The sequence below is a fragment of the Streptomyces sp. NPDC003943 genome, assembly GCF_053605265.1.
Genome location: NZ_JBSGIW010000019.1, coordinates 15,852 through 36,254 on the forward strand (window position 1 = coordinate 15,852; position 20,403 = coordinate 36,254).

17 protein-coding genes are annotated in these 20,403 nt (G+C 71.6%); 14 read left to right on the top strand and 3 right to left on the bottom strand.

Translation table 11 applies throughout. The features are described from left to right. Nucleotides 1-3: 3 nt before the first annotated feature. The 12 genes from ACWEV0_RS11105 (at nt 4) to ACWEV0_RS11160 (ending at nt 15,534) form a co-directional block, all read left to right on the top strand. Nucleotides 4-1,611, top strand: a complete 1,608-nt coding sequence (locus tag ACWEV0_RS11105; RefSeq protein ID WP_453148457.1) for a carboxyl transferase domain-containing protein — start codon at nt 4-6, stop codon at nt 1,609-1,611. A 32-nt stretch (nt 1,612-1,643) separates the two neighbouring features. Continuing rightward, nucleotides 1,644-3,656 carry an acetyl/propionyl/methylcrotonyl-CoA carboxylase subunit alpha gene (locus ACWEV0_RS11110; RefSeq protein WP_453148556.1) on the top strand — a complete coding sequence of 671 codons (2,013 nt, stop codon included), beginning with the start codon at nt 1,644-1,646 and terminating at the stop codon, nt 3,654-3,656. Further along, nucleotides 3,653-4,600 (top strand): hydroxymethylglutaryl-CoA lyase, encoded by a 948-nt coding sequence (locus ACWEV0_RS11115; RefSeq protein WP_453148459.1) that lies wholly within the window; start codon nt 3,653-3,655, stop codon nt 4,598-4,600. The genes ACWEV0_RS11110 and ACWEV0_RS11115 overlap by 4 nt, the downstream gene beginning before the upstream one ends. Nucleotides 4,601-4,602: 2 nt before the next feature. Beyond that, nucleotides 4,603-5,763 (top strand): acyl-CoA dehydrogenase family protein, encoded by a 1,161-nt coding sequence (locus ACWEV0_RS11120; RefSeq protein ID WP_453148461.1) that lies wholly within the window; start codon nt 4,603-4,605, stop codon nt 5,761-5,763. 176 nt (nt 5,764-5,939) lie between these two features. Further along, nucleotides 5,940-7,361, top strand: a complete 1,422-nt coding sequence (locus ACWEV0_RS11125; RefSeq protein WP_453148463.1) for an FAD-binding oxidoreductase — start codon at nt 5,940-5,942, stop codon at nt 7,359-7,361. 196 nt (nt 7,362-7,557) lie between these two features. Next, nucleotides 7,558-8,607, top strand: coding sequence for an ABC transporter substrate-binding protein (locus tag ACWEV0_RS11130; protein ID WP_453148465.1), 1,050 nt, complete (start codon nt 7,558-7,560; stop codon nt 8,605-8,607). Nucleotides 8,608-8,612: 5 nt separating this feature from the next. Continuing rightward, on the top strand, nt 8,613-9,485 hold the full coding sequence (locus tag ACWEV0_RS11135) for a siderophore-interacting protein (RefSeq protein WP_453148466.1): 873 nt from the start codon (nt 8,613-8,615) through the stop codon (nt 9,483-9,485). Nucleotides 9,486-9,639: 154 nt separating this feature from the next. Next, nucleotides 9,640-11,079 carry a pyridoxal phosphate-dependent decarboxylase family protein gene (locus ACWEV0_RS11140; RefSeq protein ID WP_453148468.1) on the top strand — a complete coding sequence of 480 codons (1,440 nt, stop codon included), beginning with the start codon at nt 9,640-9,642 and terminating at the stop codon, nt 11,077-11,079. Beyond that, on the top strand, nt 11,066-12,367 hold the full coding sequence (locus ACWEV0_RS11145; RefSeq protein ID WP_453148470.1) for a lysine N(6)-hydroxylase/L-ornithine N(5)-oxygenase family protein: 1,302 nt from the start codon (nt 11,066-11,068) through the stop codon (nt 12,365-12,367). Before ACWEV0_RS11140 ends, ACWEV0_RS11145 begins: the two co-directional genes overlap by 14 nt. Further along, entirely contained in the window at nt 12,364-12,918 is a 555-nt protein-coding gene (locus ACWEV0_RS11150; protein ID WP_453148472.1) for a GNAT family N-acetyltransferase, read from the top strand. Before ACWEV0_RS11145 ends, ACWEV0_RS11150 begins: the two co-directional genes overlap by 4 nt. A gap of 86 nt (nt 12,919-13,004) precedes the next feature. Further along, the gene (locus ACWEV0_RS11155) at nt 13,005-14,774 is read left to right on the top strand and encodes an IucA/IucC family protein (RefSeq protein ID WP_453148558.1); all 1,770 of its coding nucleotides are present in this window, start codon (nt 13,005-13,007) and stop codon (nt 14,772-14,774) included. A 139-nt stretch (nt 14,775-14,913) separates the two neighbouring features. Next, nucleotides 14,914-15,534, top strand: a complete 621-nt coding sequence (locus tag ACWEV0_RS11160) for a hypothetical protein (RefSeq protein WP_453148474.1) — start codon at nt 14,914-14,916, stop codon at nt 15,532-15,534. Here the strand turns inward: ACWEV0_RS11160 and ACWEV0_RS11165 are convergent. Beyond that, entirely contained in the window at nt 15,527-16,477 is a 951-nt protein-coding gene (locus tag ACWEV0_RS11165) for a hypothetical protein (protein ID WP_453148476.1), read from the bottom strand. The two genes, ACWEV0_RS11160 and ACWEV0_RS11165, sit on opposite strands and share 8 nt — an antisense overlap. 176 nt (nt 16,478-16,653) lie before the next feature. On the opposite strand from ACWEV0_RS11165, the gene ACWEV0_RS11170 reads away from it, so the two are divergent. Together ACWEV0_RS11170 and glmS are read left to right on the top strand one after the other, a co-directional pair. Continuing rightward, complete coding sequence (locus ACWEV0_RS11170; RefSeq protein WP_453148477.1) at nt 16,654-16,929, top strand: hypothetical protein; 276 nt, start codon at nt 16,654-16,656, stop codon at nt 16,927-16,929. Between the two features lie 62 nt (nt 16,930-16,991). Next, on the top strand, nt 16,992-18,809 hold the full coding sequence (gene glmS / locus ACWEV0_RS11175) for a glutamine--fructose-6-phosphate transaminase (isomerizing) (RefSeq protein WP_453148479.1): 1,818 nt from the start codon (nt 16,992-16,994) through the stop codon (nt 18,807-18,809). Between the two features lie 130 nt (nt 18,810-18,939). Here glmS and ACWEV0_RS11180 read toward each other — a convergent pair whose 3' ends face one another. Further along, a complete protein-coding gene (locus tag ACWEV0_RS11180) occupies nt 18,940-19,503 on the bottom strand; it encodes a GPR1/FUN34/YaaH family transporter (RefSeq protein ID WP_453148481.1) in 564 nt (187 codons plus the stop codon). A gap of 183 nt (nt 19,504-19,686) precedes the next feature. Beyond that, a complete protein-coding gene (locus ACWEV0_RS11185; RefSeq protein ID WP_403792631.1) occupies nt 19,687-20,208 on the bottom strand; it encodes a universal stress protein in 522 nt (173 codons plus the stop codon). Between the last annotated feature and the right edge of the window lie 195 nt (nt 20,209-20,403).

Here is a 20,403-nt window from a genome sequence, read left to right on the forward strand (position 1 = left end):
CGGATGCAGCAGGCACCTGTGCTGACGAGCGCGGCTGATCCCGCCTCGGCGGCCTGGCAGGCCAACGAGGCGGCCCACCACGAGCTGGCCGCGACCCTGCGCGCCAAGCTCGCCGCGGCCGCGCTCGGCGGCGGCGAGAAGGCCCGCGCCCGGCACACCGCGCGCGGCAAGCTGCTGCCGCGCGACCGCGTGGACACCCTCCTGGACCCGGGTTCGCCCTTCCTGGAGCTGGCCCCGCTCGCGGCGCACGGCATGTACGGCGACCAGGCCCCGGCGGCCGGCGTGATCGCGGGCATCGGCCGGGTCTCCGGCCGCGAGTGCGTGATCGTCGCCAACGACGCCACCGTCAAGGGCGGCACGTACTACCCGATGACCGTCAAGAAGCACCTCCGCGCCCAGGAGGTGGCCCTGGAGAACCGGCTCCCCTGCCTCTACCTGGTCGACTCCGGCGGCGCCTTCCTGCCGATGCAGGACGAGGTCTTCCCGGACCGCGAGCACTTCGGCCGGATCTTCTTCAACCAGGCCCGGATGTCCGGCGCCGGCATCCCGCAGATCGCCGCGGTGATGGGCTCCTGCACGGCCGGCGGCGCGTACGTCCCCGCGATGAGCGACGAGGCCGTGATCGTCCGCAACCAGGGCACGATCTTCCTCGGCGGCCCGCCGCTGGTGAAGGCCGCGACCGGCGAGGTCGTCACGGCGGAGGAGCTCGGCGGCGGCGAGGTGCACTCCCGCACCTCGGGCGTCACCGACCACCTCGCCGAGGACGACGCCCACGCGCTGCGGATCGTCCGGAACATCGTCGCCACGCTCCCCGAGCGCGGCCCGCTGCCCTGGTCGGTCGAGCCGGCCGAGGAGCCGAAGGCCGACCCGTACGGGCTGTACGGCGCGGTCCCGGTCGACTCCCGCACCCCGTACGACGTGCGCGAGGTCATCGCCCGCGTCGTCGACGGCTCGCGCTTCCAGGAGTTCAAGGCCGAGTACGGGCAGACGCTGGTCACCGGCTTCGCCCGGATCCACGGCCACCCGGTCGGCATCGTCGCCAACAACGGCATCCTGTTCGCCGAGTCCGCCCAGAAGGGCGCGCACTTCATCGAGCTGTGCGACCAGCGCGGCATCCCGCTGGTCTTCCTGCAGAACATCTCCGGCTTCATGGTCGGCAAGGCGTACGAGCACGGCGGCATCGCCAAGCACGGCGCCAAGATGGTGACGGCCGTGGCCACCACGCGCGTGCCGAAGCTGACGGTGGTGATCGGCGGTTCGTACGGCGCCGGCAACTACTCGATGTGCGGCCGGGCGTACTCGCCGCGCTTCCTGTGGATGTGGCCCAACGCCAAGATCTCCGTCATGGGCGGCGAGCAGGCCGCGTCCGTCCTCGCGACCGTCAAGCGCGACCAGCTCGGCGACGCGTGGAGCGCCGAGGAGGAAGAGGCGTTCAGGACGCCGATCCGCCAGCAGTACGAGACGCAGGGCAGCGCCTACTACGCGACGGCCCGGCTGTGGGACGACGGGGTCATCGACCCGCTGGAGACCCGGCAGGTGCTGGGTCTCGCCCTGACCGCGTGTGCCAACGCGCCCCTGGGTGACCCCCAGTTCGGCGTCTTCCGGATGTGAGGGACCCCATCACCATGCAGCACAGGCAGCACATGTTCGACACGGTGCTCGTCGCCAACCGGGGCGAGATCGCCGTCCGGGTCATCCGCACGCTGCGGGAGCTCGGCGTGCGTTCGGTCGCGGTCTACAGCGACGCGGACGCCGACGCCCGGCACGTGCGGGAGGCGGACACGGCGGTGCGGATCGGGCCGGCGCCCGCCGCGGAGTCGTACCTGAAGGTCCCCGCCCTCCTCGACGCGGCCCGCCGCACCGGCGCGCAGGCCGTGCACCCGGGCTACGGCTTCCTCGCCGAGAACGCGGGGTTCGCGCGGGCGTGCGCGGAGGCCGGCCTGGTCTTCATCGGGCCGTCCGCCGAGGCGATCTCGCTCATGGGCGACAAGATCCGGGCCAAGGAGACGGTGAAGGCCGCGGGCGTGCCCGTGGTGCCGGGCGCCGCCGACCCCGACATCGTCGACGCGGCCCGCGAGCTGGGCGCGCCCGTGCTGCTCAAGCCGAGCGCGGGCGGCGGCGGCAAGGGCATGCGGCTCGTCCGTGACCTGGCGGTCCTGGAGGACGAGATCGCGGCGGCGCGGCGCGAGGCGCGGTCCTCGTTCGGCGACGACACCCTGCTCGTGGAGCGGTGGATCGACCGTCCGCGGCACATCGAGATCCAGGTCCTCGCGGACGCCCACGGCAACGTGGTGCACCTGGGCGAGCGCGAGTGCTCGCTCCAGCGCCGCCACCAGAAGATCATCGAGGAGGCGCCGAGCGTCCTCCTCACCCCGGAGATCCGCGCGTCGATGGGCGCGGCGGCGGTCGAGGCGGCGCGGTCCTGCGGCTATGTGGGCGCGGGCACGGTCGAGTTCATCGTGCCGGGCGGCGACCCGTCCTCGTACTACTTCATGGAGATGAACACCCGCCTCCAGGTCGAGCACCCGGTGACGGAGCTCGTCACCGGCCTGGACCTGGTCGAGTGGCAGCTCCGGGTGGCCTCGGGCGAGCCGCTGTCCTTCTCCCAGGACGAGGTCCGGCTGGACGGCTGGGCGATCGAGGCGCGCATCTGCGCGGAGGACCCGGCGCGGGGCTTCCTGCCGTCGGGCGGCACGGTGCTCGCGCTGAACGAGCCGGCCGGTGCGGGCGTCCGTACCGACTCCGGACTCGCGGCGGGCACGGAGGTCTCGTCCCTCTACGACCCGATGCTGTCGAAGGTCATCGTGCACGCCGCCGACCGCCCGACGGCCCTGCGCAAGCTGCGCGCGGCCCTGGCCGGCACGGTCACCCTGGGCGTCCCGACCAACGCGGGCTTCCTGCGCCGACTGCTCGCCCACCCGGACGTGGTCGCGGGCGACCTCGACACGGGCCTGGTGGAGCGGGACGCGGAGAGCCTGGTCGACGGGTCGGTGCCGGACGAGGTGTACGCGGCGGCGGCGCTGCTGCGGCACTTCCCGCCGCCCACGGCCGCGCCGGGCGCCGCCTGGTCGGACCCCTTCGACGCCCGTACGGGCTGGCGCCTCGGCGGCGCCCCCGCGTGGACGGCGGTGGACTTCCGCGTCCCCGGCCACGAGCCGGTGACCGTCCGCGTGCGCGGCGAGGCCCGCGCGGCCGAGCTGCTGCTCGAAGGCGGAACGGCCGGCCGCGCCGCGCTGCTGGCACGCCCGGACGGCGCCCCGACCGCGGCCGGCGAGGTCGCCTTCCACCTCGACGACGTCACGCACCGCTTCACCGCCGTCCCCTCCCCGGACGGGCTGTGGCTCGGCCGCGACGGCGACTCCTGGCACGTCATGGACCACGACCCGGTCGCCGCCGCGCTCTCCGGCGCCCGGCACGGCGGGGCCGACACGCTCGCCGCGCCGATGCCCGGCACGGTCACCGTCGTGAAGGTGGCCGTCGGGGACGACGTCGTGGCCGGGCAGAGCCTGCTGGTGGTGGAGGCGATGAAGATGGAGCACGTCATCTCCGCGCCGCACGCCGGGACCGTCACCGAACTGGACGTCACGCCGGGCACGACCGTGGCCATGGACCAGATCCTGGCCGTGGTGACCCCGCACGAGGAGGAGACGGCATGACCGCCGAAGGTCTGGGCCTGCCGATGACCGTCGCCGGTCCGGCGCTGCCCGCGCGGGTGCGGATCCACGAGGTGGGGCCGCGCGACGGGCTGCAGAACGAGAAGACGGCCGTGCCGACCGAGGTGAAGGCGGAGTTCATCCGCCGCCTCGCCGCCGCCGGGCTCGACACCGTGGAGGCGACGAGCTTCGTGCACCCCAAGTGGGTGCCGCAGCTCGCCGACGCCGAGGAGCTGTTCCCGCAGGTCAAGGACCTGCCGGTACGGCTCCCGGTGCTCGTGCCGAACGAGCGCGGCCTGGACCGGGCGCTCGCGCTCGGGGCCCGCGAGGTCGCCGTCTTCGCGTCGGCGACGGAGTCCTTCGCGAAGGCCAACCTCAACCGGACCGTCGACGAGGCGCTCGCCATGTTCGCGCCGACCGTCACCCGGGCCATAGAGGCCGGGCTCAGGGTCCGCGGCTATCTGTCGATGTGCTTCGGCGACCCCTGGGAGGGCGCCGTCCCGATCGAGCAGGTCGTCCGCGTCACCAAGGCCCTCGCCGAGATGGGCTGCGACGAGCTGAGCCTCGGCGACACCATCGGCGTCGCCACCCCGGGCCACGTCGGGGCGCTGCTGACGGCGCTGAACGAGGCGGGGGTGCCCACCTCCCGTATCGCCGTCCACTTCCACGACACCTACGGGCAGGCGCTGGCCAACAGCTACGCCGCCCTGCAGCACGGCGTCACCGTCTTCGACGCCTCCGCGGGCGGCCTCGGCGGCTGCCCGTACGCCAAGTCCGCCACCGGCAACCTCGCCACCGAGGACCTGGTGTGGATGCTCCGCGGTCTCGGCATCGAGACCGGGGTCGACCTGGCCGCCCTCACCGCCACGAGCGGGTGGATGGCCGAACACCTGGGCCGGCCGAGCCCGTCCCGTACCGTCCGAGCGCTCTCCCACAAGGAGTCCTGAGCATGTCCCTCGACCACCGACTCTCCGAAGAGCACGAGGAACTCCGCCGTACGGTGGAGGAGTTCGCCCACGACGTCGTCGCCCCGAAGATCGGCGACTACTACGAGCGGCACGAGTTCCCGTACGAGATCGTCCGCGAGATGGGCCGCATGGGCCTGTTCGGGCTGCCGTTCCCCGAGGAGTACGGCGGCATGGGCGGCGACTACCTGGCGCTGGGCATCGCCCTGGAGGAGCTGGCCCGGGTCGACTCCTCGGTCGCCATCACCCTGGAGGCGGGCGTCTCGCTGGGCGCGATGCCGGTCTACCGCTTCGGTACGGAGGAGCAGAAGCGGGAGTGGCTGCCGAAGCTGTGCTCCGGCGAGATGCTCGGCGCCTTCGGCCTGACCGAGCCGGGCGCCGGCTCGGACGCGGGCGGCACCCGGACCACGGCCGTGCGCGACGGCGACCAGTGGGTCATCAACGGCTCGAAGTGCTTCATCACCAACTCCGGTACGGACATCACCGGTCTGGTCACGGTCACGGCGGTGACCGGCCGCAAGCCCGACGGCCGCCCGCTGATCTCCTCGATCATCGTCCCCTCGGGCACGCCCGGCTTCACGGTCGCCGCGCCCTACTCGAAGGTCGGCTGGAACGCCTCCGACACCCGCGAGCTCGCCTTCGACGACGTGCGCGTGCCGGTCGAGAACCTGCTGGGCGAGGAGGGCCGCGGCTACGCGCAGTTCCTGCGGATCCTGGACGAGGGCCGGGTCGCGATCGCCGCGCTCGCCACGGGTCTCGCGCAGGGCTGTGTGGACGAGTCGGTGAAGTACGCGAAGGAACGTCACGCCTTCGGTCGCCCGATCGCCGACAACCAGGCCATCCAGTTCAAGATCGCCGACATGGAGATGCGGGCGCACATGGCCCGGATCGGCTGGCGCGACGCGGCCTCCCGCCTCGTCCTCGGCGAGTCGTTCAAGAAGGAGGCGGCGCTGGCGAAGCTGTACTCGTCGACGGTGGCCGTCGACAACGCCCGCGAGGCCACCCAGATCCACGGCGGCTACGGCTTCATGAACGAGTACCCGGTGGCCCGCATGTGGCGCGACTCGAAGATCCTGGAGATCGGCGAGGGCACGAGCGAGGTCCAGCGGATGCTGATCGCACGGGAGTTGGGCCTGTCGGCCTGAGTCGGGAGCATGTCGATACGGCCCGCCGAGTACGACTCGGCGGGCCGTGGCCGTGTCGCCTTGTGTGCCGCTTCCGGCTCGTCTAGCCTCCCGGAGTCGTTCGTTCATTCGTCCGGGACAACCGAAGGCTCCGCGCCCGAGCCCGAAACCCGCCACCGGGGAATCGGAGAGCCAACGTGACCAGTGACGACACCGCCGACATCGTCGGGCGATTGCGCACCACGCTGGGATCAGGGGTGTGCGCGCCGGGAACCGACGGGTACGAGAGCAGCCTGGCGAGGATCTTCTTCCCGGACGCCGCCCGCCGGCGGCCCGCCTGCGTCGTGGCGCCCCGCTCGGCCGAGGAGGTCGCGGCCGTGTTGCGGGTCGCGGCGGAGACGGGAGCCGGGGTGACCGTGCGCGGCGGCGGTCTCAGCTCGAACTGCGTCGCCGACGGGGCCGTCATGCTCGACCTCTCGGAGCACCTGAACGAGGCCCGCGCGGACGGAGCCCGGGTGACCGTCGGCGGCGGAGCGACCGTGGCCACCATGCTCGGGGCCGTCGCGCCGGCAGGTCGTACGGTCCCGATCGGCGTCATCGGCCATGCCGGCCTGGGGATGGCGACACGCGGGGGCATCGGCTGTCTGACGAGGTCCCTGGGGCTCACCGTCGATCATCTCGTCGCGGCCGAACTCGTGCTCCCGGGCGGGGATCGCGTCCGCATCTCGGAGCGGAGCACGGGCGAGGAGGCCGACCTGTGGTGGGCGGTCCGGGGCGCCGCGCCCCTGGTCGGGGTGGTCACCTCCGCGACGTTCCGCACGCGCGAGACCGGTCCGGTCTGGGTGGACCGGGCGGTCGTGGGCCTGGACGGACTCGCCGCCTATTTCCGGGTGGCTCCCGAGCTGCCGCGGCACACCACCATGAGCGCGGTGCTCGGCCACACCGCCCTCTCGCCGGACGAACCGGTCCTGTTCCTCTACACCGCGTGCGCGAGCGGGGACGACGACGCCGCCGTCGCGCGGGCCAGGTCGGCGGCCTCGGCGGTCGTCGCGGGCGCGGGCTCGTCGCCGTTCTACCGGTCGGAGACCTCGGGCCGATACCCGGCCGGGCTGCCCGAGTTCGCCCTTCCCGGCGCCGGCGGCGCCGAGCCCGAACCGGTGCGGCTGCCCCGGCCCGGGGAGGACCGGCGCGGTTCGGTCTTCGGCAAAGCGGTCTTCACCGCCGCCACTCTCGACGCCGTGGCCGCCGACACCCTGGCGGAGCGGATGCGCGCGGCACCCACGCGCGCGTGCCAGATCGACTTCCAGCACACCGGCGGGGCCCTGGCCGACGTCGACGACACCGCCACCGCGTTCTGGGGCAGGACCGCGCAATGGAGCGTCCCGGTGAACGCGATCTGGGACGCCGACGCCGACGCGGGCGCCTGCAGGGCGTGGGCCCGCGACACCGTCCAGGCCCTGGCCGCGCACACCGTCGGGGTCTACAGCGTCGACCTGCGGCCGGACCTCCCCGAGTACGAGGCCGAGACGCGGGCGGCCTACGGCGGCAACCTGGCCCGGCTCCGGGCGCTTCAGCACCGCTACGACCCGAGGGGAGTGCTCGCGCCGCCTCTCCCGTGAGCCCGCGTGAGCCCCCGTCAGCCCGCTCCCCCGACCTGGGGGGCGGGCTTTCGCCGTTCCCAACCCACCCCTGTTGATCGAAGTGAGGTTAGGCTAACCTGCACTCGATAAGGTGAGGCTTACCTACCTCGGCCTGCCTCGATCCGTCCGACCCGTCCGGCCGCCGACCCCGGCACGTACCGAAAGCGACTTCGCCATGCCCAGCACCGCCCGAGCCACCACCCTCACCCGCCGCGGACTGCTCGCCGCGGGCGGCGCCCTCGGGCTCGGCGCCGCGCTCGTCGCCTGCGGCGGCAGCGACGAGAAGGGCGGCTCCGCCGCTCCCGCGGGCGGGAAGTCCGGCGCCTGGGAGTTCAAGGACGACCGGGGCACGACGGTGAAGCTGGCGTCCGTCCCGAAGAACATCGTCGCCTTCACCGGAACCGCCGCCGCCCTCAAGGACTTCGGCGTCGAGGTCAAGGGCGTCTTCGGCCCGACCACGGTCAAGGACCCGAAGACCGGCGAGGTGAAGGCGGACGTGCAGGCCGGCGACCTGGACGTCAGGAAGGTCACCGTCATCGGCAACGTGTGGGGCGAGTTCAGGATCGAGGAGTACCTGAAGCTCCAGCCCGAGGTCCTCATCACGGACATGTGGGAGAAGGACGCCCTCTGGTACGTGCCGGAGGAGCAGAAGGACAAGATCCTCAAGATCGCGCCGAGCGTCGCCCTGTGGGCCGCCGGGAAGTCGATGCCCGCCGTGCTCCAGCGCCACGTGGACCTCGCCGCCTCGCTCGGCGCCGACGTGAACAGCGCGCAGGTCAAGGCGGACAAGGCCCGCTTCGAGGCGGCCGCGGAGCGGGTCCGGAAGGCCGCGAAGGCGAAGAAGGGCATCAAGGTCCTCATCGGCTCCGGCGCCCCGGACACCTTCTACGTCTCCGCCCCGACCCGCCCGACCGACACCCTCTTCTTCCAGGAGCTGGGCGTCGACCTGATCGTCCCGGACAAGCTGGACCCGACCGGCTGGTTCGAGCTGCTCAGCTGGGAGAACGTCGACAAGTACAAGGCCGACGTCATCCTGCTCGACAACCGCACCTCGGCCCTGCAGCCCGACGCCCTGAAGGCCAAGCCGACCTGGGCCGCGCTGCCCGCCGTCAAGGCCGGCCAGGTCTTCCCGCGCGTCACCGAGCCCGTCTACTCGTACGCCAAGTGCGCCCCGCTCCTGGAGGACCTGGCCAAGGCCCTCGAGAACGCCAAGAAGGTGGCCTGACCCGCATGACGAACGCCGAGACCGCCCCGTTCCAGTTCTTCTCCCTCCAGGTCGACCGGACGAGGCGGCTCGGCCCGTCGCTGGTCCGCGTCACCTTCACCGGGGACGACCTCGTCGGCGACGAGCTGAAGGACTTCGCCGCCGGGGGCCGCGACCAGTCGCTCTCCCTCTTCCTGCCGCACCCGGGGCAGGACGCGCCGCTGCTTCCGCCGCTCGACGACCCGGACATGTACGCGGTCCTGGGCGCCTACCGGGCCATGCCGCACGACGAGCGGGCCGTGATGCGCTCGTACACCGTCCGCGCGCAGCGCACGGCGCCGGACGGCCGCACCGAGGTCGACATCGACTTCGCTCTCCACGAGGATGGTGGGCCCGCCTGCCGCTGGGCCCAGCGCGCCGAAGCCGGCGACCGGGTGGTCGTGCTCGGGCCGGCCGTGGCGGACAACACCGGCGTGCGCTTCCGGCTGCCCGACGACGCCGACTCCGTGCTGATCTGGGGCGACGAGACGGCCCTGCCGGCCGCCTCCGCGATCCTGGAGTGGCTGCCGGCCGAGACCCGTGCCCACGTCTACCTCGAAGTCCCCTACTCCGGGGACCGCATGGAGCTCGCGACCGAGGCCGACGCGACGATCACCTGGCTGGTGCGGGAGGAGGGCGCGCCGTCCGCCGTCGAGGCGATCGCGGCCGCCGCGCTGCCCGGCGCCGACCCGTACGTCTGGATCGCGGGCGAGTCCGGCGCGGTGAAGGCGCTGCGCCGGCACTTCGTACGCGAACGGGGCCTCGACCGGCGGCGGGTGACGTTCGTCGGCTACTGGCGCAAGGGCCTGTCGGAGGACGCCCTGCGCGAGGTCCCGGACGAGACCCAGGAGGACGCGTAGGACCCGGACACCCCCGCATACCCCCCACAGGGCCAACGGCCCCTCGACCCGCCCGGGTTGAGGGGCCGTTGGCGTGCATATGAACTTAGGTTAGGCTAACCTTACTTTCACCACCTCGACCGACCGCGTCCCCCACACCCGGAAGGGCACCCGCATGCGCTCGCACCTGCTCAACGACACCACGGCGGACGTCTACCGACGAACCGTCACCGAAGGAGTCGAGCGGGTGGCGAGGAAACTCGCCACGGCGCGCGGGCCGTTCACCGGCGTCACGCCCGCCGAACTCGCCCCCGTCGTCGACGCCGTCGACCTCGACCGGCCGCTCGGCGACGCGTCCGCCGCCCTCGACGAGCTGGAGGACGTCTACCTCCGCGACGCGGTCTACTTCCACCACCCCCGCTACCTGGCGCACCTCAACTGCCCGGTGGTCATCCCCGCCGTCCTCGGCGAGGCCGTGCTCTCCGCCGTCAACTCCTCGCTCGACACCTGGGACCAGAGCGCCGGCGGCACCCTGATCGAACGCCGGCTGATCGACTGGACGGCCGGCCGGATCGGCCTCGGGCCGCTCGCCGACGGCGTGTTCACCAGCGGCGGCAGCCAGTCCAACCTCCAGGCCCTGCTGCTCGCCCGCGAGGAGGCGGGCACCTCCGACCTCTCCAGGCTGCGCGTCTTCGCCTCCGAGTGCAGCCACTTCAGCGTCGTGAAGTCGGCCGGGCTGCTCGGCCTCGGCCGGAACGCCGTCGTGTCGATCCCGGTCGACCGGAACCGCCGGATGCAGTCCGTGGTCCTCGCCGCCGAGCTGGCGGCCTGCCGCGCCGAGGGCCTGATCCCGATGGCGGTCGTCGCCACCGCCGGCACCACCGACTTCGGCTCGATCGACCCGCTGCCGGAGATCGCCGCCCTCGCGGCCGAGTACGGCGCGTGGATGCACGTGGACGCGGCCTACGGCTGCGGGCTGCTCGTCTCGCCGACCCGCCGCCACCTCCTGGACGGCATCGAGCGGGCCGACTCGGTCACCGTCGACTACCACAAGTCCTTCTTCCAGCCAGTGAGTTCCTCCGCCCTGCTGGTCCGCGACGGCGCCACGCTGCGGCACGCGACCTACCACGCGGACTACCTCAACCCGCGGCGCACGGTGGCCGAGCAGATCCCCAACCAGGTCGACAAGTCCCTCCAGACCACCCGCCGCTTCGACGCCCTCAAGCTGTGGCTGACCCTGCGCGTCATGGGCGCCGACGGCGTCGGCGGACTCTTCGACGAGGTCTGCGACCTGGCCCGGGCCGGCTTCGAGCTGCTCGCCGCCGACCCGCGCTACGACGTGGTGGTGGAACCGCAGCTGTCGACGCTCGTCTACCGGTACGTCCCCGAGCACGTCACCTCGCCCGCCGACATCGACCGCGCCAACCTCCACGCCCGCAAGGCCCTCTTCGCCTCCGGCGAGGCCGTGGTGGCCGGCACGAAGGTCGACGGGCGCCAGTACCTGAAGTTCACCCTGCTCAACCCCGAGACGACGGTGGCCGACATCGCCGCCGTCCTTGACCTGATCGCCGGCCACGCCGAGCAGTACCTGGGAGAGACCCTTGTCCACGCCTGAGACGACGCCCGACGTCCACCGCGAGCGCACGTACGACTTCATCGGCATCGGGCTCGGCCCCTTCAACCTCGGCCTCGCCTGCCTCACCGAGCCCATCACCGAGCTGACCGGGCTCTTCCTGGAGTCCAAGCCGGACTTCGAGTGGCACTCCGGCATGTTCCTGTCCGGCGCCCACCTCCAGACGCCCTTCATGTCCGACCTGGTCACCCTCGCCGACCCGACCTCCCCCTACTCCTTCCTCAACTACCTGAAGGAGAAGGGCCGGCTGTACTCGTTCTACATCCGCGAGAACTTCTATCCGCTCCGCACGGAGTACAACGACTACTGCCGCTGGGCCGCCGGCAAGCTGTCGTCGATCCGCTTCTCGACGACGGTGACCTCGGTCTCGTACGACGAGAGCGGCGAGCTGTACGTGGTGGCCACCGAGCGCGGCGAGACGTTCCGCGCCCGCCGGCTCGTGCTCGGCACCGGCACCCCGCCGTACGTCCCCGAGACCTGCCGGGACCTCGGCGGTGACCTGATCCACAACTCGCGCTACCTCCCGAACCGCGAGGCGCTCCAGCGGAAGAAGTCGATCACCCTGGTCGGCAGCGGCCAGAGCGCCGCCGAGATCTACTACGACCTCCTCAGCGAGATCGACACGCACGGCTACCGGCTCAACTGGGTGACCCGCTCCCCGCGTTTCTTCCCGCTCGAATACACCAAGCTCACCCTGGAGATGACCTCTCCGGACTACATCGACTACTTCCGCGCCCTGCCCGAGCGGACCCGCTACCGCCTGGAGCGCGAGCAGAAGGGCCTCTTCAAGGGCATCAACGGCGACCTCATCGACGCCATCTTCGACCTGCTCTACGAGAAGAACCTGGCCGGCCCGGCGCCCACCCGGCTGCTCACCAACTCCGCGCTGCACTCGGCCGCGTACGACGAGGCCACCGGCACGTACACGCTCGGCTTCCGCCAGGAGGAGCAGGAGAAGGACTTCACCCTGGAGACCGAGGGCCTGATCCTCGCCACCGGCTACAAGTACACCGTCCCCGCCTTCCTGGAGCCGGTCGCGGACCGGCTCCGCCGGGACTCGCGGGGCCGCTTCGACGTGGCACGCAACTACTCGATCGACACCACCGGCCGCGGGGTCTTCCTGCAGAACGCCGGCGTGCACACCCACTCGATCACCTCGCCCGACCTGGGCATGGGGCCGTACCGCAACGCCTACATCATCGGCGAGATGCTGGGCACCGAGTACTACCCCGTCGAGAAGACCATCGCCTTCCAGGAGTTCGCGGCATGAGCGCCCCCACCGCCACCGTCCACATACGCCCGCTCGACCCCCTCAGGGACGCCGAGCTGATCCACCCCTGGGTCACCCACCCCAAGGCCGCGTTCTGGATGATGCAGGACGCGAAACTGGAGGACGTCGAGCGCGAGTACATGGCGATCGCCGCGAACCCGCACCACGACGCCTTCGTCGGCAGCGTGGCCGGCGAACCCGCCTTCCTCATGGAGCGGTACGACCCCGCGAAGGCCGAGCTGGTCGGCCTGTACGAGGCGGAGCCCGGCGACGTCGGCATGCACTTCCTCGTCGCGCCCACCGACACGCCCGTGCACGGCTTCACCCGCCTGGTGATCACCGCCGTGATGCGCGAGCTGTTCGCCGACCCGGCGACCGCCCGCGTGGTCGTCGAGCCGGACGTACGCAACACGGCCGTGCACGCGCTCAACGCGGCCGTCGGCTTCGTGCCGGCCCGCGAGATCCGGAAGCCGGAGAAGCAGGCGCTGCTGAGCTTCTGCACCCGCGCGCAGTTCGAGGCCGCGACGGCCGCGACGGAGGTGTCCGCGTGAACCGCGTCGCCACGAACCCCGTCGCCGTGGACCCCGCCGCCACGAACTCCGCCGCCGTGGACCCCGCCGCCACGAATCCCGCCGCCGTGAACCCCGTCGACCACCTCACCCCCGCCCGCTGGGCCGACGCCAACCGCGCCCTGATCCGCAAGGGCCTCGCCGAGTTCACCCACGAGCGGCTCCTCGACCCGCAGGAGCTGGGCGACAGCCGCTACCTGGTCCTCAGCGACGACGGCCGCACCGAGTACCGCTTCACCGCCGACCGCTTCGCCCTCGACCACTGGCAGGTCTACCCCGAGTCGATCAGCCGCCACCGGGGCAGCGAGCAGCTCCCGCTCGACGCGCTCCAGTTCGTCATCGAGCTGCGCGGCTCGCTCGGCCTCAGCGACGAGATCCTGCCGGTGTACCTGGAGGAGATCTCCTCCACCCTGGCCGGTACGGCCTTCAAGGCGACCAAGCCGCAGATGCCGGCCGCCGAGCTGGCCCGGGCCGGCTTCCAGGCGATCGAGACCGGGATGACCGAGGGCCACCCCTGCTTCGTCGCCAACAACGGGCGGCTCGGCTTCGGCGTCGACGAGTACCGCGCCTACGCCCCCGAGGCGGCCGCCCCGGTCCACCTGGTGTGGCTGGCGGCGCACCGCGACCGCGCCACCTTCACGGCGGGCGCCGGCATCGACTACGAGAGCTTCGTGCGCGCCGAGCTCGGCGACGCGGCCGTCGACGGCTTCGCCGCCACCCTCGCCGCCCGCGGCCTGGACCTCGCCGACTACCTCCTGATGCCGGTCCACCCCTGGCAGTGGTGGAACAAGCTGTCCGTCACCTTCGCCGCCGAGGTCGCCCAGGAGCGCCTGGTGTACCTGGGCGAGGGGCAGGACGCTTACCTGGCACAGCAGTCCATCCGTACCTTCTTCAACACCTCCGACCCGGCCAGGCACTACGTGAAGACGGCCCTGTCCGTCCTCAACATGGGCTTCATGCGGGGCCTCTCGGCCGCCTACATGGAGGCCACGCCCGCCATCAACGACTGGCTGGCCGGGCTCGTCGACGCCGACGCCACCCTGCGGGCGGCGCGCTTCTCGATCATCCGCGAGCGGGCCGCGGTCGGCTACCGGCACCTGGAGTACGAGGCCGCCACCGACCGCTACTCCCCCTACCGCAAGATGCTCGCCGCGCTCTGGCGCGAGTCCCCCGTTCCGTCCCTCGCGGCGGGCGAGCGGCTCGCGACCATGGCCTCGCTGCTGCACACCGACCACACCGGCGCGTCCTTCGCGGGCGCCCTGATCAAGGAGTCGGGCCTGGCGCCGACGGAGTGGCTGCGCCGCTACCTGGACGCCTACCTCCTCCCGGTGCTGCACAGCTTCTACGCGTACGACCTGGTCTACATGCCGCACGGCGAGAACGTGATCCTCGTCCTCGACGAGCGCGGCGCCGTCTCCCGGGCGATCTTCAAGGACATCGCCGAGGAGATCTGCGTGATGGACCCGCACGCGGTCCTGCCGCCCGCGGTGGAGCGGATCCGCGCCGAGGTCCCCGAGGACATGAAGCTGCTGTCCGTCTTCACGGACGTCTTCGACTGCTTCTTCCGCTTCCTCGGCGCCACGCTCGCCGCCGAGGGCGTGGTGGCCGAGGACGACTTCTGGCGCGCGGTCGCCGCCTGCGTGAAGGACTACCAGGACGCCCACCCGGAACTGGCGGACCGCTTCGCGCAGTACGACATGTTCGCGGACACCTTCGCCCTCTCCGCGCTCAACCGCCTCCAGCTGCGCAACAACCGCCAGATGGTCGACCTGGCGGACCCGTCGGCGGCACTCCAGCTGGTCGGCGACCTGGTGAACCCGATCGCCCGGTTCGCCTGATCCCCAGAGCGGGCGCGGCCCCGGCGGAGTCACGGACCTCCGCCAGGCCGCGCCTCCCCCCTCCGATCAGGCGATTACGTTGCGTCACCAGTGAAGCCTCGTCGACTACTCACAGACGCCGTGGGAGCTTGACCCCGTGATGACTCGAATCGCTCGCGGCCTCGCCGGAACAGCGCTGGTCATGGCCCTCGCCGCGACCACCGCCTGCGGAGGCGGTGGCGGAGACGACACCCAGACGGACACCCCGGAGACCCCGGACACGTCGACGACGGCGCCGGATCCGGATCCGAACAGCACCCTGGGGAAGACATTCCCGGGGAAGGGCGGGGGCGGCGGATCCGCGTCGATCCGCGTGCCGACGAGCAAGGTGGGCGAACCGACGGGCGGGAAGGTGACGGTCCACAACGCCTCCGACCAGCCCATGAACATCGCGGCGCCCCAGGCGACCACCGACAGCTCCGACATGGGCGACGGAGCGGCAAATCTCGGCACCTGCACCGGCACGCTGGCCCCCGGCGAGGAGTGCGAGATCGACTTCCAGTTCACGCCGTACCAGGCGGGGTCCTACTCCGGAACGCTGACCTACGAGACCTCGCAGGGTGAAACGGTCAGCGTGCCCTTCTCCGGGGAAGCGGTGAGCGACGCACCCACGGAGACCGAGACGTCCGAGCCCACTCCCTCCACCGAGACGTCCGAGACCGAGCCGCCCGAGCCGACGCCGTCCGAGTCCGAACCCGAGCCCGAACCCGAGGTCAGTTGAAGTCCGACGACGTCAGCGCCACGCGCACCGTGTCGTCGTCGGGCAGCACGACCGTCATGTGGTCCCCGTAGGGCTCGCGGTAGGAGACCAGGTAGAAGTGGGACGGAGACTTCGTGATCAGGAGAAATCCGGTGTACCGGTGCCGGTACGGCCCCCTGCTGGTGCCCACGTCCTTGTAATCGATGCCCTTCGCCTCGTGCATGATCGGGATGCGTGAGTAGACCACCACGGGCATGCTCGCCCTGCTTCCGCCCTTGATGGCCGCCTCGGCGTCGGAGCGCCCCGCGTCGACCACGTACCGGGACAGACCGAAGAACAGGCTCATGGCCAGCAGCCCGATCAGCAGCGTGCCGCCCGCGATCCACATCCGGTTGGCGGTCTCCTCGCGCCGGCCCGCTTGGGCCGCACTCCACTGAAGACGCTGCTGTACGGCGAAGAACGCCAACGTGGCGCCCAGAGCCACCACGAGGCACGGAACGTACCGGGTCCCCCACCAGCCCGCCGGGAGGGCTGTCGGGATCCGCAGCCCGAAGAAGACCGGAAACCCCAGCATCGTCATGAGAAGGCCGACGGCGAGGAACCACCGGCACGCCGTGCGGCGCCGGTACTCGTTCCCCGGCCGGGCCAGCACATGGCCGATCCGGCCGAGCACGAGCAGCACCACCAGTCCGCAGACCAGCAGGAACCACACCGGACCGAAGACGGCCTTCGGGCTCTTGGCCAGGTACGCCTGGACGGACAGCTGGAGATCCGCCGGCGGCACACCGTAGGCCGCGTAGTAGGCGTCGGTGTACACGCTGCCGAAGTAGTACAGCAGGCCGATGACGGCGGTCCCGGGCGCCACCACGTACGCCGCCTTGTCGAGGAACGACACCTTCGGGGACGGAGGCGCCGGCGCGGGCGCTTGCGCCTGCGCGGGCTTCTTTCCTCGCGGCACGGGCATGCCGTCAGTCTCCGCGCCGCCTCCCGGCCCCGCACGCAGGGCGCGCCACCCGACTGACCCCCGAACAGCCCAGGTGTAGACCAATTGGGCCATCCAGAGGTGTGATCACGCCCTCTCCTGCCCGAAATCGGGCAGGATTCTTGCAATGCCCCACCCTCACCCCGCAATATTCACGGGTGCTCGAACGCCGACCGTCGCACGACGACCTCATCGACCACCTGGTCCGCAGCACCGCGCTCCAGCGCGGTGAGGCCGCCCGGGTGGTGCTCGACGTGCTGGCCTACTTCGACGAGTCGGCCGAGGACTTCGTCCGGCGCCGCCACCGCGAGCTGCAGTCCGGCGGCGCGGTGAACGCGGAGATCTTCGAGCGGATCGCGGCCGAGCTGCCGCACCGCGCCGTGGCGCCACCGGAGCTCTCGCTCCGGCAGCTGCGCCGCATCGTCTACGGCTGATACGGCTGATACGGCAGCTACGGCTGAGCACACCCAACAGACTTCGGAGGGGTAACACCTTTATGTGCGGAATCGTCGGTTACATCGGCAAGCGCGACGTCGCTCCCCTGCTGCTCGAAGGACTGCAGCGGCTGGAGTACCGGGGTTACGACTCCGCCGGCATCGTCGTCACCAGCCCCAAGGCCGCCGGCCTGAAGATGGTGAAGGCCAAGGGCCGGGTCCGCGACTTGGAGGCCCGCGTCCCCAAGCGCTTCGCGGGCACGACCGGCATCGCGCACACCCGCTGGGCCACCCACGGCGCCCCGAGCGACGTCAACGCGCACCCGCACCTCGACCCCGAGAACAAGGTCGCCGTCGTCCACAACGGCATCGTCGACAACGCGGCCGAGCTGCGCGCCAAGCTGGAGGCCGACGGCGTCGTCTTCGCGTCCGAGACCGACACCGAGGTGATCACCCACCTGATCGCCCGCTCCCAGGCCGACACCCTGGAGGAGAAGGTCCGCGAGGCCCTCAAGCACATCGAGGGCACGTACGGCATCGCCGTCATGCACGCCGACTTCAACGACCGCATCGTGGTGGCCCGCAACGGCTCCCCGGTCGTCCTCGGCATCGGCGAGAAGGAGATGTTCGTCGCCTCCGACGTCGCCGCCCTGGTCGCCCACACCCGCCAGGTCGTCACCCTCGACGACGGCGAGATGGCCACCCTGAAGGCCGACGACTTCCGCACGTACACCACCTCCGGCGCGTCCACCAACGCCACCCCGGAGACCGTGGAGTACGAGGCCGCCTCCTACGACATGGGCCTCCACGACACGTACATGCACAAGGAGATCTCCGAGCAGCCCGACGCGGTCGACCGCGTGCTGCGCGGCCGGATCGACGACCGCTTCTCCACCGTGCACCTCGGCGGCCTGAACCTGGACGCCCGCGAGGCCCGCTCCATCCGCCGGATCAAGATCCTCGGCTGCGGCACCTCGTACCACGCCGGTCTCATCGGCGCCTCCCTCATCGAGGGCATGGCCCGCATCCCGGCCGACGCCGAGCCGGCCTCCGAGTTCCGCTACCGCAACCCGGTCGTCGACCCCGACACCCTCTACATCGCGGTCTCCCAGTCCGGCGAGACCTACGACGTGCTGGCCGCCGTCCAGGAGCTCAAGCGCAAGGGCGCCCGGGTCCTCGGTGTCGTCAACGTCGTCGGCTCCGCGATCGCCCGCGAGGCGGACGGCGGCGTGTACGTGCACGCCGGCCCCGAGGTCTGCGTCGTCTCCACCAAGTGCTTCACCAACACGGTCGTCGCCTTCGCGCTGCTCGCGCTGCACCTCGGCCGCATCCGCGACCTGTCCGTCACCGACGGCAAGCGGATCATCGAGGGCCTGCGCAAGCTGCCCGGCCAGATCGAGGAGATCCTCAAGACCGAGGACGAGATCAAGAAGCTGGCGAAGGAGTACGCGGGCGCCCAGTCGATGATGTTCATCGGCCGCGTCCGGGGCTACCCGGTCGCCCTGGAGGCCTCCCTCAAGCTGAAGGAGATCTCCTACATCCACGCCGAGGCGTACCCGGCCTCCGAGCTGAAGCACGGCCCGCTCGCCCTCATCGAGCCGGCCCTGCCGACGGTCGCGATCGTCCCCGACGACGACCTGCTGGAGAAGAACCGCGCCGCCCTGGAGGAGATCAAGGCCCGCAGCGGCCCGATCCTCGCGGTCGCGCACCAGCCGCAGGAGAAGGCCGACCACACCATCGTGGTGCCGAAGAACGAGGACGAGCTGGACCCGATCCTGATGGGCATCCCGCTCCAGCTCCTCGCGTACCACACCGCGCTCGCCATGGGCCGCGACATCGACAAGCCGCGGAACCTGGCCAAGTCCGTCACGGTCGAGTAGCGGGACCGCCGGGCCTGTCCCCCGGCCCCCGCCACCGGGCCTGTCCCCCGGTGGTCGACCGGACACGACAGCGGTCCCCCTGCATCCCAGGTGCAGGGGGACCGCTGCTTTTCGCCCTTACGGGTAGGGGTCAGCTCGCCGCCGCCGCGCCCCGCGAGCCGCGGGCCAGGGAGGTCGGCCAGCCGGCCACCGCCGCCGTCGCGCCGTACCAGGCCGCGAGGCCCGCGACCGTGGCCACCCAGCCGCCGGCCTTGCCGAGGCCCGCGTTGTCGGCGAAGGCGCCGATGCCGAGCAGCAGCAGGGCTACGAAGAGGAGCCCGTACACGCCCTGGCCGAACAGTCCGCTGCCGCCGGCGGCCATCGTCAGCGTGAGCGCCAGGAGCGCCCACAGCAGCAGGAAGAGTCCGGTGGCCTCGGCGGAGGCGTGGGCGCCGACGGCGGTGCCCCAGGTGAACCAGAAGGCGCCGAGGGCCGAAAAGGCCGTGCCCTCACCGGTGTTGCCGGCGCGCAGGGCCAGCAGGCCGACGAGGAAGAGCGCTACACCGCCGACCCAGGTGGCGAGCCCGCCGGCGTCCGCCGCGCCGACGTGGTCGACCACGCCGGTGGAGCCGATGCCGAAGGCCAGCAGGGTCAGTCCGAGTGCGAGGTTTCCGAGGGTGGAGGTGGTGTTTCCCGCGGCGGCTTCATTGGACACGGCGGGCTCCCTTCAGGTGTGCAGTTGTACTGCTTGGACTGCTTTGTTCCGGTGCTCTTTATGTACCCTTCACAAGCGCACAATTCACCTGAGGAAGGCCGAAATTATGGCCGGAACAAGGGAGTTGGGAGAGGCTCGTGTGACAGCTCGCGTGCCGGATCGGGCGACGGCCCGGGATCCGGACTACGGGATCACGACCACCGGGCGCTGCGCGCGGCGCGCCAGGCGGCCGGCCACCGAGCCGAAGATCCGGCCGACGATGCCGTGCGTCCCGCCGACCACGATCGCGTCGGCCGCGTACTCCTTGCCGACCTCCTCCAGCTCGTGGCAGATGTCGCCACCGCGCTCGACGAGGATCCACGGCACCTCGGAGAGGTGGTCCGCGCAGGCCAGCTCGAGACCCAGGACCTCGGTGCGGTGGTCCGGGACGTCGACGAAGACGGGCGGCTCGCAGCCGGCCCACACGGTGGTGGGCAGCCGGTTGGCGACATGCACGATGATCAGGCCGGATCCGGAGCGGCGGGCCATGCCGATGGCGTAGGCGAGGGCGCGCTCACTGGACGTCGATCCGTCGAAGCCGACGACGACACCGTGCCGGAAGGCCGGGTCGCAGGCGTGACGTGGCTGTTCCACCGCGAGGGGGTCGACCGTGGAGTCGGCGACGCGCTTGCGGTCCGCGGGTTCGGGGAATTCGTGACCGGCCATCGGTGTCTCGGCGAAGAGGGTCCTGACGGGAGGGACGGAAAGGACAGGGAGCGGAACAACGGTTGGCTGTTGGCTTGGCTGCGGAGCTGTGTCCGGGAATCATCTTCCCAAGCCCATACCCCCAAGGGTACGGCGACACTCCTCCCGAGCCCAGGGGCGCCGCCGGGGTCCCCTTACGGCGCTCCATACGGCGCT

Excerpts from the sequence above, each read along its gene's own strand:
- ACWEV0_RS11105 (WP_453148457.1), top strand. The coding sequence starts at position 4 with ATGCAGCAGGCACCTGTGCTGACGAGCGCGGCTGATCCCGCCTCGGCG.
- ACWEV0_RS11110 (WP_453148556.1), top strand. The coding sequence starts at position 1,644 with ATGTTCGACACGGTGCTCGTCGCCAACCGGGGCGAGATCGCCGTCCGG.
- ACWEV0_RS11115 (WP_453148459.1), top strand. The coding sequence starts at position 3,653 with ATGACCGCCGAAGGTCTGGGCCTGCCGATGACCGTCGCCGGTCCGGCG.
- ACWEV0_RS11120 (WP_453148461.1), top strand. The coding sequence starts at position 4,603 with ATGTCCCTCGACCACCGACTCTCCGAAGAGCACGAGGAACTCCGCCGT.
- ACWEV0_RS11130 (WP_453148465.1), top strand. The coding sequence starts at position 7,558 with ATGCCCAGCACCGCCCGAGCCACCACCCTCACCCGCCGCGGACTGCTC.
- ACWEV0_RS11135 (WP_453148466.1), top strand. The coding sequence starts at position 8,613 with ATGACGAACGCCGAGACCGCCCCGTTCCAGTTCTTCTCCCTCCAGGTC.
- ACWEV0_RS11140 (WP_453148468.1), top strand. The coding sequence starts at position 9,640 with ATGCGCTCGCACCTGCTCAACGACACCACGGCGGACGTCTACCGACGA.
- ACWEV0_RS11150 (WP_453148472.1), top strand. The coding sequence starts at position 12,364 with ATGAGCGCCCCCACCGCCACCGTCCACATACGCCCGCTCGACCCCCTC.
- ACWEV0_RS11160 (WP_453148474.1), top strand. The coding sequence starts at position 14,914 with ATGACTCGAATCGCTCGCGGCCTCGCCGGAACAGCGCTGGTCATGGCC.
- ACWEV0_RS11165 (WP_453148476.1), bottom strand. The coding sequence starts at position 16,477 with ATGCCCGTGCCGCGAGGAAAGAAGCCCGCGCAGGCGCAAGCGCCCGCG.
- glmS (WP_453148479.1), top strand. The coding sequence starts at position 16,992 with ATGTGCGGAATCGTCGGTTACATCGGCAAGCGCGACGTCGCTCCCCTG.
- ACWEV0_RS11185 (WP_403792631.1), bottom strand. The coding sequence starts at position 20,208 with ATGGCCGGTCACGAATTCCCCGAACCCGCGGACCGCAAGCGCGTCGCC.